The following is a 14,311-nucleotide window of genomic DNA, read 5'->3' as shown; positions in this document are numbered from 1 at the left end:
CCGCGAGTCGGCGGCGGGCATCGCCACCCGCATGGCCGACGGCTCGGAGGCGTGGCCCGGCTGGGAGGACGCCGCCGTCCCGCCGGAACGGCTCGGCTCCTACCTGCGCGGCTTCCGCGCGCTGCTCGCGCGGCACGGGTTGCGCGGTGTTCCGTACGGGCACTTCGGTGAGGGATGCGTGCACGTGCGGATCGACTTCGACCTCGGAGGCGACGAGGGCCTGCGCACGTTCCGCGAGTTCATGACCGAGGCCGCGGACCTGGTGGTGGCGCACGGCGGGTCGCTGTCGGGCGAACACGGCGACGGCCAGGCCAGGGCCGAGCTGCTGGACCGCATGTACCCGCCGGAGGTCCTGCGGCTGTTCGAGGCGTTCAAGGCGGTGTGGGACCCGGACGACGTGCTCAACCCGGGCAACCTCGTCCGGCCCCGCCCGCTCGACGCCGACATGCGCTTCTCAGGGCCGACCGTGGAACTGCCGCTCACGCTGCGCTACCCGCACGACGGCGGCAGCCTCGCCACCGCCGCGCGGCGTTGCGTCGGGGTCGGCAAGTGCATCGACACCTCAACCGGCGTGATGTGCCCGAGCTACATGGTCACCGGCAGGGAGGAGCACTCCACCCGGGGCAGGGCTCGGCTGCTGTCCGAGATGATGCGCGGCGAGACCGTCACCGGGGGCTGGGATTCCACGGAGGTCCGCGACGCGCTGGATCTCTGCCTGGCATGCAAGGGGTGTCTCTCCGACTGTCCGGTCAACGTGGACATGGCCTCGTACAAGGCCGAGTTCCTGCACCACCACTACGCGGGCCGCGTGCGCCCGGCCTCGCACTACTCGCTGGGCTTCCTGCCGCTGTGGGCGCGGCTGGCCTCGGCCGCTCCGGGACTGGTCAATACCGCGCTGCGGACGCCCGGGCTGTCGCGGATGCTCAAGCGGCTCGGTGGCATCGCCGAGGAACGCGCACTGCCCGCGTTCTCCCGCACCCCGCTGCGCCGGGCGTGGCGCCGCAAGCCCCGTCCGGACGGTGCCGGGGACACCGCTACCGCGCGCCCGAGGGTGCTGCTGTGGCCGGACACGTTCACCAACTTCCTCGCTCCCGAGATCGGCGCCGCCGCCACGCGGGTACTGGAACACGCCGGGTTCGAGGTGGTGCTGCCGCGCTCGTCGGTGTGCTGCGGTCTGACCTGGATCTCCACCGGGCAGCTCGGCCTTGCCCGCCGCGTGCTGCGGCACAGCCTGCGCGTGCTGGAGCCGGAGATCGAGGCGGGCACGCCGATCGTCGGCCTCGAACCGAGCTGCCTCGCGGTGCTGCGGCACGACCTGCACGACCTGCTCGACGCGCCCCGGCTCGACGCGATGAGCCTGGCCGAACTGCTGGAGCGCGACGCCGGCGGAACCGACTTCGGCGGACTGGAGGCCGACGCGATCACCCAGCAGCACTGCCACCAGCACGCGGTGTTCGGCAACGACGCCGACGAGCGGCTGCTGCGGCGGGTGGGCATCGGCAATCGCACCCTGGACTCCGGGTGCTGCGGCCTCGCGGGCAACTTCGGGATCGAGCGCGGGCACTACGCGGTGTCGGTCGCGGCCGCCGAACGAGTGCTCGTGCCGGAGGTTCAGGCGGCGGATGAGGACACGCTCGTGCTCGCCGACGGGTTCAGCTGCCGAACCCAGATCGAGGAGCTGACCGGCAGGCGGTCGTGGCACCTCGCGGAGGTGCTCGACCGGGCCATCGCTGGTCAGCGGGCCGACAACGGAGAGCGGGCCCCCCAGAGGACGACCCATCGCGCGGGCGGCACCACCCCCTCGAAAGAATGAGATTTCTCGCACAACGCTGAGAGATCCGTGGGACACGGGGTTGAATCGTGGGCAAACGACCGGTAAAGGAGCCGGTCGTCACGCACGAACGAGGAGGCGCCGTGCCTCAGGACGAGACCGACACGGAGCACAGCGACAGCGGGTACGCCGAAGCCGACCTCAACCACCGGGAGCGCGCCACACTCCGCGCGGTGTCCCGGGGCGATGCCGAAATCACCTGTAGCAGCGAACCGGACCTCTTTCTCGACGGACTGGCCTGCTGCGACCAGGGCACCGCGCACCGCCTGGCACGCGCGGGGCTGATCGCCCCCGCCTACGCGGGCAGGCCGGGCCAGCGGGTGCCCGCCGTGCTCACCGACGCGGGACAGCGCGCGCTCGCTCCCTCGCTGGTCGGCAACTGAGCCGGAGAGGGTGCCGGGCGCGCATCCCGCCCCGGCACCCCTCTGCGTGCCTGGCCCGCTCAGCCCAGGATGTCGCCCACCCAGTCGAGAAGGCCGGGCCGACTTCCGGGCTGGCTCGGAGCGCCGTAGAGCGCGTCGAGCCCGCGGTGATCGCCGAGCCCGAGGGTGCGCGCACTGGTGTCGCAGGAGGTGATCGCCGGGCTCATCGTGAGGTCGCCATTGGTTTCCTCGTCGACGTGGCCCAGACCGAACGCGTGGCCCCACTCGTGAGTGGCGACGGCCTCGACGTCCCAGAGCCGGGAGCAACCCTTCTTCGGCAGGTCGAGCGTCAGGTTCCGGTTCGAGGCGAGGTAGATGTCGGCCTCGTAGATCTGCTCGGTCGCACTGCTGGACATGGTGCAGGTCAGAGCCAGGTAGTTCAGGCCGCTGTCGAACGGGCCCCAGCTCACGGTGTTGTCCCCGTCGGGGAACCCGCTGGTGCATCCGGCACCGCTGTCGATGTTGGCCGAGGCGCGAGTGTCGCCGAGGTACTCACTGCGAGCCCGGCCGTCAGGCCGGGGCAGGCCGCAGTCGTCGCGGACGTCGGTCATCGTGCGGTTGGCGCGCACGATCGCCTCCCGCGCGCCCGCGACGGACAGCCCGGCCCGCGCGGCGCTGCCCGAGTTGTAGTACCAGCGCAGCGAGGGAAAGCCCCGACCGCCGTGGTTGAACGCGTACGCGCTCTGCTCGCACGGCCCGGCGACGGCGTCGTGCCGCGCCTCCGTCCCCCTGGCCCCGTGGGCGGTGTCGTCGGGGTGGGCGGTGTCGGCCGTGTCGGCCGTGTCGGCACCGTCAGCCGTGTCGTCGAACTCCGTCCGGATCTCGCCGTCGAGGTTGCTGACGGTGAGCACCTCGCTGCCGCCCGGTTTCACCGCGAACGCGCGCACCAGCTCACCCGGTTCCGGCACCCGGACGTTGAGCCCGCGGGTGTCCGCCGGGCCGGTCACCATGCGACCCACCAGCGAGCACGCGGGGGACACGACCCGGTTCACCAGCTCCGCCGCGGGGATGGGCCCGCCACCCTCGCACAGCCATTCCAAGCCGGGCGGCGACGGCGGCTGCTCGGCGTGCGCGGGCTGGAGCTGTGCGACGGGCAACGCCGCGGCGGTCAGGGCGGCCAGCGTGAGCGTCAGGAGCCGGGTGGACTTCGGCATGGGTCTCCCCTGAGAGCAGCGGTGCACACCGCCACGGCGCGGCGTAGCGCGGACCGACGTCGGCGGCGGCGGTACGCGAAACCGGAGCGGCACCGGCACGGCGGCTCCGAGGCCGGTGGCCGTGCTCCCCGTGCGGACAGCCCACCGAGGCGGGACCGCCCGGGGGAGTCACCCCCAGTTCGCGGCGGGACACCGCGATGTCGGTCCGGCAGCCGTCGTGTACGGCATGCGGACGGATGGCTTACTGATCGTTGCCGACAGATCGTGTCAGTAGAACCGATCAGACTTAATCGCCCGAACAGACGAAGATCGATTAGGCTGAACGGGCTAGCAACGCCGCCACTCGGATCACCCAGTGTGTGTTCGACTCCGCCTTCGGCGGCAGGGTCGAAGAACCCGGCGAACGCCTCGCAGCCACCCGGCTACACTCCATGCTGAACGGTCCCGCGCGCAGCGGTCCACTCTTGGGGGCAGTCATGACCGAGTTCAAGGACATGGGCCCGACGCGTGCCACCCCAGGCGACGCAAGGAAATCGGCGGCGTTCTTCGCGGACGCGATGCGGGCGGCCTCATTCGCCCAGTCACAGGCAGCGGCCGGGAAGCTGGTCGACTCGGCCAGGGAAGGCGGCTTCCGAGTCACACGGGACCAGGCGAATGAGCTGATCGGCGCGCTGCGTCGTTGCCTCGACCGGATCGATAGCGTTGAGAACAGGTTGCAGGTCTTCGACCAAGAACCGCCGTTGGGCGATCACGACTACGGCAAGCTGATGTCACGGCACATGCAGCAGGCCGCCACCGGACCCGGCTCGGTTCGTTCGGCCGTGGAGAAGTTGAGGGTCATCGTGGAGACGAGTATCGAGGCACTACTGCACGCGTCCAGCCAGTACGACGAAGCGGAAGCCACGGCCGCCGATGCACTCACCAGGGGTCTCGGCAATCCGTGATCATCGCAAGGGGAACCATGCAGCGAGTGACTGTGCTGCTGACGGTACTCACCGTGACTGCTGTTGCCGGCACGGCATGCACGACCGACAAGGGTGGAAATCCGCAAGCCGACGTCACGCCGGGGACGGCGACGACGGCGACCTCGCCACCCGACAAATCCAGTGACAAGGCATCGTCCAGCACCGACATCGATCCCTGCAAACTCATCGAGGCTCGACGCGACCTCAGCGAGTACGGCTCGTTCCATCGACCGGAGCCGCAGGAACTGGGGAGCGCACGGAGCTGTCTGTGGCGGTCGGCCGCCGAGGCGCCGTTCGACGACGAACCCAACATCGGTCTCGCGTTGCGAGACACACAGGGCGTGGAGACGGTCAACGACGTGGGCGGCGGTGTCGCCACGGGAGAGGTGAACGGGCGCCCCGCGGCGGAAGCACCGAACCCACGGTTCAACGACTGCGCCTTGGCCCTGCAAATCGGCGACCGGTCGAGAATCGACATCAACATCACGGCGATGGACGACGTCGAGCAGGCGTGTGAGGTGGCGCGGCAGGTGGCGTACGTGGTGGAGCCCCGGCTGCCGGGGTAACGCCGTGGGCGCGGCCGGCCATGGGCGCTCCGTGCCGTGGGCGCGGCACACCGCTCGCGCCCACGGCCGGGGCGTCACGAGACGCGGAACGCCGGGATGCCCGTGACCGCCTGGCCGAGCGACAGGGCGTGCATCTCCTCGGTGCCCTCGTAGGTGAGCACGGTCTCCAGGTTCGTCATGTGCCGCATCACCGGGTACTCCAGCGAGATGCCGTTGGCACCCAGCATCGAGCGGGCGGTGCGGGCCACGTCCAGCGCCGAACGGACGTTGGCCAGCTTGCCGAAGCTGACGTGATTGTGGTGCAGCCTGCCCTCGTCCTTCAGCCTGCCGAGCCGCAGGGCCACCAGCCCCGCGCGGTTGACCTCCACCACCAGGTCGGCGAGCTTGCGCTGGGTGAGCTGGTAGGCGGCCAGCGGGTGCCCGAACTGTTCCCGCGTGGTCGTGTACTCCAGCGCGGCCTCGTAGCAGGCCCGCGCCGCGCCGACCGCACCGAACACGATGCCGTAGCGGGCCTCGTTCAGACACGACAGCGGGCCACGCAGCCCGGTCACCTCGCCCAGCGCCGCGTCGGCGGGCAACCGGACCCCGTCGAGCACCAGCTCGGCGGTCAACGACGCGCGCAGCGAGAGCTTGCGCGTGACCTCGTTGGCCGTGAAACCCGGGGTGTCGGTGGGCACCACGAACCCGCGCACACCGTCCTCGGTGTGCGCCCAGACCACGGCGACGTCGGCGACCGTGCCGTTGGTGATCCACATCTTCGTGCCGTCGAGCACCCAATCGGACCCGTCGCGGCGCGCGCGGGTCCGCATGGACGCCGGATCGCTGCCCGCGTCCGGCTCGGTGAGGCCGAAGCAGCCGATCGCCTCCCCCGCGGCCAGCGGCGGGAGCCACCGCTGCCGCTGCTGCTCGGTGCCCCAGCGGTGGATCGCGTACATCGCCAACGACCCCTGCACGGACACGAAGCTGCGCAGTCCCGAGTCCACGGCCTCCAGCTCGCGGCACGCGACGCCGTAGGCGACTGCCGAGGTGCCCGCGCAGCCGTAGCCGGTCAGGTGCATCCCGAGTAGCCCCAACCGGCCGAAATCCCTCGCCAGTTCGCGGGCGGGCAGCGTTGCGGTTTCATACCAATCCGCGATCTTCGGCTCCAGCTCGGCGCGGGCATATTCCCGCACGGCATCGCGGATGTCGCGCTCCTCGGCGGAGAGATCGTCGTCGACGGTGAGAAAGTCCCTGGGGTCAAGCCCGGTGTCAGCCATGCCGCCAGACCTTACCCCGACGACTGTTTGACCTGGTCACGCCACTAACATGGGCAAAAAGCAGGGATCAGGGCGATCGTCAATCCGGACGTGGTGTTTCCCACGTGCGCCGCCGCAGCTATCCCGATAACCGCGATTTCACATTACTGTCATAAGACCGGCGAACCCGGGAACTCTTCGCGCGCCGGAAGGGCCGACGAACCCAGTGGGCCGTTCACGGCCGCGCAGTACCCATGCGCCGCACAACGCTGTGTGGTCACCCCGATGCGTCATCCGTCTCACGGGCAGCGACATCGACCGTTCCTGAACTGACCATCGCAACATCGGGCCGCAGCGTTAGCCGACCGCGCACTCCGGTCGGCATGGCGCACGGCCCGGTTGTGCCGAGCCATAGGAGGGCGGCCAGCCGTGACCCGCCACGCACCGCACGAGCCCATCGGCGGCTTGTACGACAAGGAGTACGAGCACGACGCCTGTGGCGTCGCCTTCGTCGCCGATCTCGCGGGCCGCAAAGATCACAGCATCGTCGCCAAGGCGCTCGTTGCCCTGCGCAACCTCGAACATCGCGGCGCCCGCGGTTCCGAGCCGGAGACCGGTGACGGCGCGGGCATCCTGATCCAGGTGCCGGACGCGTTCTACCGCGAGGTCGTCGACTTCGCGCTGCCCGAGCCCGGCGCCTACGCCGTCGGCACCGCCTTCCTCCCCCAGGACGAACAGGCTCGCGGCAAAGCCATGTCCACCATCGAGCGGATCGCCGCCGAAGAGGACATGCGCATCCTCGGCTGGCGCGAACTCCCGGTGGACACCGACCACGTCGGGCCAACGGCCGCGAGCACGATGCCGCACTTCGCCCAGCTCTTCCTCGCCCCGCACCGCGAGGAGGTCACCGGGCTGGCGCTGGAACGCGCCGCCTTCTGCGTGCGCAAGCGCGCCGAGCACGCGCTCGGCGAGCACGAGGTCTACTTCCCCAGCCTGTCGGCCCGCACCGTCGTGTACAAGGGGATGCTCACCGAACCGCAGGTGGAGCGGTTCTTCCCCGATCTGACCGACGAGCGGGTGGTCAGCGCGATCGGCTTGGTCCACTCGCGGTTCTCCACCAACACCTTCCCGTCGTGGCCGCTGGCGCACCCGTACCGCTACGTCGCCCACAACGGCGAGATCAACACGCTCAAGGGCAACCGCAACTGGATGAACGCCCGCGAGTCGCAGATGTCCACCGACCTCATCCCGGGGGAACTGCGCCGCCTCTACCCGATCGTCAGCCCCGACGCGAGCGACTCGGCCTCGTTCGACGAGGTGCTTGAGCTGCTGCACCTGGGCGGCCGTTCGCTGCCGCACGCGGTGCTGATGATGATCCCGGAGGCGTGGGAGAACACCGTCGGCGGAGCCGACAACCGAGCCGCCGGGGAGATGGACCGGCATCTCCGTGCCTTCTACGAATTCCACTCCACGCTGATGGAGCCGTGGGACGGCCCGGCCCTGGTGTCATTCACCGACGGCACCCAGATCGGCGCCGTGCTCGACCGCAACGGTCTGCGCCCGGCGCGGTACTGGGTGACCGAGGACGGCCTTGTGGTGCTGGCCAGTGAGGTCGGCGTGCTCGAACTGGAGCAGTCCAGCATCGTGCGCAAGGGCAGGCTCGAGCCCGGCCGGATGTTCCTCGTGGACACGGCCGAAGGCCGCATCGTCGACGACGAGGAGATCAAGGGCGGCCTGGCCGCCGAACACCCGTACGGCGAGTGGCTCGACGAAGGCATGCTGCGCCTGGGCGAACTGCCCGAGCGCGAGCGCGAGGTGCCCTCACACTCCTCCCTGGTGCGCAGGCAGCAGGCGTTCGGCTACACGGAGGAGGAGCTGAACGTCCTGCTCGAACCGATGGCCCGCTCCGGCGCGGAGCCGATCGGCTCGATGGGCAACGACTCTCCGCTGGCCCCGCTGACGAGCAGGCCCCGGCAGCTCTTCGACTACTTCACCCAGCTCTTCGCCCAGGTGACCAACCCCCCGTTGGACGCCATCCGCGAGGAACTGGTGACCGCGCTGGGCACCCAGCTCGGGTCGGAGCCGAACCTGCTCGACGCGGGTCCCGGCCACTGCCGCAAGATCGTGCTGCCGTTCCCCGTGCTGGACAACGACGAACTCGCCAAGCTGGTGCACGTCAACGACGACGGTGACCTGCCGGAGTTCCAGTCCTACACCGTGCACGGCACCTACCACGTCGCGGGCGGTGGCGACGCGCTGCTGACCCGGCTCGACGAGATCCGCACCGAGGTCAGCGAGGCCATCGCCTCCGGAGCGCGGCTGATCGTGCTCTCCGACCGCGGCGTCGACGCCGAGCACGCGGCGATCCCGTCGCTGCTGCTGACCGGAGCGGTGCACCACCACCTGGTGCGGGAGAAGAGCCGCACGCAGGTCGGCCTTGTCGTCGAATCGGGCGACGCCCGCGAGGTGCACCACATCGCGCTGCTCATCGGCTACGGCGCCGCCGCCGTGAACCCCTACATGGCGATGGCGACCGTCGAGGAGATGGCCGCGCGGGGCAGGCTGGGCGAGGTCTCGGCCGTCGAGGCCACCCGCAACCTCATCAAGGCGCTCGGCAAGGGCGTGCGCAAGACGATGTCCAAGATGGGCGTGTCGACCGTGGCCTCGTACACCGGCGCGCAGATCTTCGAGGCGATCGGGCTCGGCTCCGAGGTGATCGACACCTGCTTCGCGGGCACCACCTCGCGGCTGGGTGGCGTCGGCTTCGAGCTGCTCGCTCGCGAGGTCGCCGAGCGGCACCGCAAGGCCTTCCCCTCCGACGGCGTGCAGGCCCACCACCGGGAGCTGGACGTCGGCGGCGATTACCAGTGGCGGCGCGAGGGTGAACCGCACCTGTTCAGCCCGCAGACGGTGTTCAAGCTCCAGCACTCCACTCGCGCGGGCAAGTACGACATCTTCAAGGAGTACACCAGGTCGGTGGACGAGCAGGCCGAGCGGCTGATGACGCTGCGCGGGCTGTTCGATCTCAAGGAGGGTGTCCGGGAGCCGGTGCCGATCGAGGAGGTCGAGCCGGTCTCCGAGATCGTCAAGCGGTTCGCCACCGGCGCCATCTCGTACGGCTCCATCTCGCAGGAGATGCACGAGACGCTGGCCATCGCGATGAACCGGCTCGGCGGGAAGTCGAACACCGGTGAGGGCGGCGAGGACCCCGAGCGGCTCTACGACCAGGAACGGCGCAGTGCGGTCAAGCAGGTCGCCAGCGGCCGGTTCGGCGTGACCAGCGAGTATCTGGTCAACTCGGACGACATCCAGATCAAGATGGCGCAGGGCGCCAAGCCCGGTGAGGGCGGCCAGCTGCCCGGCGGCAAGGTGTACCCGTGGATCGCCAAGACCCGGCACTCCACGCCGGGCGTGGGCCTGATCTCGCCACCGCCGCACCACGACATCTACTCGATCGAGGACCTCGCCCAGCTCATCCACGACCTGAAGAACGCCAACCCGGACGCCCGCATCCACGTGAAGCTGGTGTCCGAGGTCGGCGTCGGCACGGTCGCCGCGGGAGTGTCGAAGGCGCACGCCGACGTGGTGCTCATCTCCGGCCACGACGGCGGCACGGGCGCGTCTCCCCTTTCCTCGATCAAGCACGCCGGTGGCCCGTGGGAACTGGGCCTGGCCGAGACGCAGCAGACGCTGCTGGCCAACCGCCTGCGTGACCGGATCGTGGTGCAGACCGACGGTCAGCTCAAGACCGGCCGCGACGTCATCGTGGCGGCGCTGCTGGGCGCCGAGGAGTTCGGCTTCGCCACGTCGACGCTGGTGGTGTCGGGCTGCATCATGATGCGCGTGTGCCACCTGGACACCTGCCCGGTGGGCGTGGCGACGCAGAACCCGACGCTGCGGGCCAAGTTCAACGGCAAGGCCGACTACGTGGTGAACTTCTTCGAGTTCATCGCCCAGGAGGTGCGCGAGTACCTCGCCCAGCTCGGCTTCCGTTCCATCGAGGAGGCCGTCGGCCACGCCGAGCTGCTGGACACCCGCAAGGCGGTGGACCACTGGAAGGCCAGCGGGCTGGACCTCTCGCCGATCTTCCACGTTCCGGAGCTGGAGCCGGGGGCCGCGCGGCACCAGGTCGTCACCCAGGATCACGGGCTCGACAAGGCGCTGGACAACACGCTCATCCAGCTCGCCGAGGGCGCGCTCAACAATGGCGACACGGTGCGGCTCGACCTGCCGGTGCGCAACGTCAACCGCACGGTCGGCACCATGCTCGGCTCCGAGGTGACGAAGCGGTGGGGCGGCGAGGGCCTGCCCGACGACACCATCGACGTGACCTTCTCCGGAACGGCGGGCCAGTCCTTCGGCGCCTTCGTGCCCAGGGGCATCACGCTGCGGCTGGTGGGCGACGGCAACGACTACGTCGCCAAGGGCCTTTCCGGTGGCCGGATCATCGTCCGCCCGCCGAAGGACGCGCGGTTCGCCGCCGAGGAACACATCATCGCGGGCAACGTCATCAGCTACGGGGCCACCGGCGGGGAGATCTTCCTGCGCGGCCGGGTCGGTGAGCGGTTCTGCGTGCGCAACTCCGGCGCGCTGGCCGTCGTCGAGGGTGTCGGCGACCACGGATGCGAGTACATGACCGGCGGACGAGTCGTGGTGCTGGGCCCCACGGGCCGCAACTTCGCGGCGGGCATGTCGGGCGGTGTGGCCTACGTGCTCGACCTCGACCCCGGCCGGGTGAACCACGAGATGGTGGACCTCGACCCGCTCGACGACGAGGACTCTGAGCTGCTCGCCGACGCCGTTGCCCGCCACCATGCCGAGACCGGCTCGGCCGTGGCGCACGCGCTGCTCACCGACTGGGACTCCGCGCTGCCACGGTTTTCGAAGGTGATGCCGAAGGACTTCAAGCGCGTCCTGAAGGCGCGGGCCGCGGCCGAACGCGACGGCAGGGACGTCAACGAAGCGATCATGGAGGCGGCTCATGGCTGACCCCAAGGGTTTTCTCACCACACCGAGGCAGACGCCGAAGTCGCGTCCGGTCGACGTGCGGATCAAGGACTGGCGCGAGGTCTACGAGGACTTCGAGAACGCCAAGCTCACCAAGCAGGCGGGCCGCTGCATGGACTGCGGCGTCCCGTTCTGCCACCAGGGCTGCCCGCTGGGCAACCTGATCCCCGACTGGAACACCCTGGCCTGGCGCGACGACTGGCGCGAGGCCATCGAACGCCTGCACGCCACGAACAACTTTCCGGAGTTCACCGGCACCCTGTGCCCCGCGCCGTGTGAGACGGCGTGCGTGCTGGGCATCAACGACGACCCGGTGACCATCAAGCGGGTCGAGATCTCGATCATCGACCGCGCGTGGGAGGAAGGCTGGGTCACCCCGCGGCCGCCGGAGACGCGCACCGGCAGGAAGGTGGCCGTGGTCGGTTCCGGGCCGTCGGGGCTGGCCGCCGCGCAGCAGCTCACCCGCGCCGGGCACGACGTGGAGGTGCTTGAGCGGGCCGACGCGATCGGCGGTCTGCTGCGGTACGGGATTCCCGAGTTCAAGATGGAGAAGTTCCGGCTCGACCGCAGGCTCGACCAGATGCGCGCCGAGGGCACCCGGTTCCGCACGAACGTCAACGTCGGGGTGGATATCACCGCCGACGAGCTGCGCGCCGACTACGACGCGGTGGTGCTCGCCGGTGGGGCCACGGCCTGGCGGGACCTGCCCGCCACGGGCCGGGAGACCACCGGCGTGTACCAGGCGATGGAGTACCTGCCCCTGGCGAACCGGGTGGCCAGCGGCGCGGCCACCGAGACGCCGATCTCCGCGGCGGGCAAGGACGTGGTCGTCATCGGCGGCGGGGACACCGGTGCCGACTGCGTGGGCACGGCGCACCGCCAGGGTGCCCGGTCGGTCACGCAGCTGGAGATCATGCCGAAGCCACCGGAGTCGCGCTCGGAGGCGCACCCGTGGCCGATGTATCCGATGATCTACCGGGTGTCGTCGGCCCACGAGGAGGGCGGCGAACGGCTCTATTCGGTGAACACGCAGGAGTTCCTCGCCGACGACGAGGGCAACCTGCGTGCGGTGAAGCTGGTCGAGGTCCGCAACGAGAACGGCACGTTCGTTCCCGTCGAGGGCACCGAACGGGAGATCCCGGCACAGCTCGTGCTCCTGGCGATGGGCTTCGTCGGGCCGCAGAAGGAAGGTCTGCTCGACCAGCTCGGCGTGGAGCTGGACCAGCGCGGCAACGTCGCCCGGGACAACTCCTACCGGACCAGCCTCGACAACGTGTTCGTCGCCGGGGACATGGGCCGGGGCCAGTCCCTCATCGTCTGGGCCATCGCGGAGGGCCGCTCGGCCGCGGCGGGCGTGGACGCCTACCTCACCGACCGCGACGTCCTCCCCAGGCCGGTCAACCCAACGGACCGCCCCATCGCGTAACCCCCACAGGGCCGCGAGTTGCCCCCACAGGGCCGCGAGTCGCCCCCACAGGGCCGCGAGTCAAGGCCCGCCTTCACCGCACTCAGCGCGGCGAAGGCGGGCCTTGACCGCGTCCGGGCACGGTGTCCGAACATCCGTCCTGCCAGAGCCCGGTCTGCACGGGTCGCAACCTGGCCCGACGACTCCCCCGCCACCCACGGTGGCGCTCCTAGCGCTCAAGGACCGGCCGGGCACGTACCCGATCACGACCCGGCTGCCGGGCAGCTCGCGGTCTGCCCACACCGGCGCACGGCTGCCCTCTGTACTCACGACGGAGCACACGTCGCTCCGCGGTGCAGACGCGGCGTCCTCTCCCCTGCTACCCGACGACCCGACCACGAACGTCCCGTTCAGTCCGTTGGCATGCCGTCAAGGCCTCCTTCACTGCGCTCAACGCAGTCAAAGGGGCCTTGACGACAAGACAACAAGGCGCAACCGGGTGTCCGCCGATCCGATCCTTGACATGCCACATTAACCCAACTATAACCAACGAAACACAGATCGACCCGGCGGTGAAACCACATGTACGCAGAGGAGCGGCAGCAGGCGATCGTCGAGCGCGCCCGGACCGAGGGCCGCGTGGACGTCGCCGATCTCGCCGAGGAGTTCGGCCTGACCACCGAAACCATCCGCCGCGACATGTCCGTGCTCGAACGGCACGGCCTGCTCCGCCGCGTGCACGGCGGCGCGATCCCGGTGGAGCGGCTCGGTTTCGAACCCGGCCTGGCCGACCGGGACGAGGTGCGCACCGCCGAGAAGGAACGCATCGCCAAGGCCGCCCTGGCAGAGCTGCCCGCCGAGGGTGCGGTGCTGCTCGACGCGGGCACCACCACCGCCCGGATGGCCGAGGCGTGGCCCGCGGAGCGCGAACTCACCGTGGTGACCAACTCCGTACCGATCGCGGGCAGTCTCGTGACCCGCCCCCGCACGACGGTGCTGATCGTCGGCGGCAAGGTACGCGGGCGCACGATGGCCTCGGTGGAGGACTGGGCGCTGCGCTCGCTGGCCGACACCCGCGTGGACGTGGCCTTCGTCGGCACGAACGGGCTCACCGCCGGACACGGACTGTCCACTCCCGACTCCTCCGAGGCCGCGGTGAAACGCGCGATGATCGCCGCCGCCCGCCGCGTCGTGGTCCTCGCCGACCACACCAAGATCGGCACTGACTGCCTCGTGCGCTTCGGCACGCTGTCCGAGGTCGACGTCCTGGTCACCGACAACGGCCTTGACGCCGACACGGCCCGGCACCTGGAGACCGAAGGGCCGAAGGTGATCCGCGCATGATCGTCACCGTCACCGCGAACCCGAGCCTGGACCGCACGGTGCAGGTCGCCGAGCTGCGGCGCGGCGGTGTGCTACGCGCCGACCACACCACCGACGAACCCGGCGGCAAGGGCGTCAACGTCTCCCGCGCGCTGGCCACACACGGCTGCAAGACCGTCGCCGTGGTGTGCGTCGGCGGCACGGACGGGCGCCGCCTCGTCGATCTGCTCGACGAGGCCGGGGTGGCCGTGCGCCCGGTGCCGGTGAGCGGCCCGACCCGCACCAACCTCACGCTCGCCGAACCGGACGGCGTGGTCACCAAGGTGAACCTCCCCGGCCCGCACCTGCCCCCGCGCGACGTGGAGGCGCTGGTCGCCGCCGTCGGCGAGGCAGCCGAGCCCGG

At 70.3% G+C, this 14,311-nt stretch carries 10 protein-coding genes; 8 read left to right on the top strand and 2 right to left on the bottom strand.

Annotation, left to right across the window (positions count from 1 at the left end; genetic code table 11):
- Both SACSA_RS23665 and SACSA_RS0118220 read left to right on the top strand, forming a co-directional pair.
- On the top strand, window positions 1-1,813 hold a 1,813-nt coding region (locus SACSA_RS23665), incomplete at its 5' end, for an FAD-binding and (Fe-S)-binding domain-containing protein (RefSeq protein WP_019819170.1).
- 101 nt (window positions 1,814-1,914) lie between these two features.
- Window positions 1,915-2,214, top strand: coding sequence for a hypothetical protein (locus SACSA_RS0118220; RefSeq protein WP_019819169.1), 300 nt, complete (start codon window positions 1,915-1,917; stop codon window positions 2,212-2,214).
- Window positions 2,215-2,273: 59 nt separating this feature from the next.
- Here SACSA_RS0118220 and SACSA_RS23660 read toward each other — a convergent pair whose 3' ends face one another.
- Window positions 2,274-3,407: a matrixin family metalloprotease gene (locus SACSA_RS23660; RefSeq protein WP_019819168.1), complete on the bottom strand. Its 1,134-nt coding sequence runs from the start codon at window positions 3,405-3,407 to the stop codon at window positions 2,274-2,276.
- 476 nt (window positions 3,408-3,883) lie between these two features.
- On the opposite strand from SACSA_RS23660, the gene SACSA_RS23655 reads away from it, so the two are divergent.
- Together SACSA_RS23655 and SACSA_RS24850 are read left to right on the top strand one after the other, a co-directional pair.
- Window positions 3,884-4,351 carry a hypothetical protein gene (locus SACSA_RS23655; RefSeq protein ID WP_232212995.1) on the top strand — a complete coding sequence of 156 codons (468 nt, stop codon included), beginning with the start codon at window positions 3,884-3,886 and terminating at the stop codon, window positions 4,349-4,351.
- Between the two features lie 53 nt (window positions 4,352-4,404).
- Window positions 4,405-4,938: a DUF3558 family protein gene (locus SACSA_RS24850; protein WP_232212994.1), complete on the top strand. Its 534-nt coding sequence runs from the start codon at window positions 4,405-4,407 to the stop codon at window positions 4,936-4,938.
- A gap of 74 nt (window positions 4,939-5,012) precedes the next feature.
- On the opposite strand, the gene SACSA_RS0118200 is transcribed toward SACSA_RS24850, so the two are convergent.
- Entirely contained in the window at window positions 5,013-6,194 is a 1,182-nt protein-coding gene (locus SACSA_RS0118200; RefSeq protein WP_019819165.1) for an acyl-CoA dehydrogenase family protein, read from the bottom strand.
- A 408-nt stretch (window positions 6,195-6,602) separates the two neighbouring features.
- Between SACSA_RS0118200 and gltB the strand changes: the two genes are divergently transcribed.
- The 4 genes from gltB to SACSA_RS26365 all read left to right on the top strand — a co-directional run.
- Window positions 6,603-11,162: a glutamate synthase large subunit gene (gene gltB, locus SACSA_RS0118195; RefSeq protein ID WP_019819164.1), complete on the top strand. Its 4,560-nt coding sequence runs from the start codon at window positions 6,603-6,605 to the stop codon at window positions 11,160-11,162.
- Window positions 11,155-12,606, top strand: a complete 1,452-nt coding sequence (locus tag SACSA_RS0118190; RefSeq protein ID WP_019819163.1) for a glutamate synthase subunit beta — start codon at window positions 11,155-11,157, stop codon at window positions 12,604-12,606. The genes gltB and SACSA_RS0118190 overlap by 8 nt, the downstream gene beginning before the upstream one ends.
- Window positions 12,607-13,167: 561 nt before the next feature.
- Window positions 13,168-13,929 (top strand): DeoR/GlpR family DNA-binding transcription regulator, encoded by a 762-nt coding sequence (locus tag SACSA_RS0118185; protein WP_019819162.1) that lies wholly within the window; start codon window positions 13,168-13,170, stop codon window positions 13,927-13,929.
- Window positions 13,926-14,311 (top strand): PfkB family carbohydrate kinase (locus SACSA_RS26365; protein WP_019819161.1); only part of this gene is annotated, 386 nt, incomplete at its 3' end. The genes SACSA_RS0118185 and SACSA_RS26365, both read left to right, overlap by 4 nt.

Source organism: Saccharomonospora saliphila YIM 90502 (assembly GCF_000383795.1).
Taxonomy (GTDB): Bacteria; Actinomycetota; Actinomycetes; order Mycobacteriales; family Pseudonocardiaceae; genus Saccharomonospora; species Saccharomonospora saliphila.
Note: the sequence above shows the minus strand (reverse complement) of the source record. Positions and strands in the feature narration are given on the sequence as shown.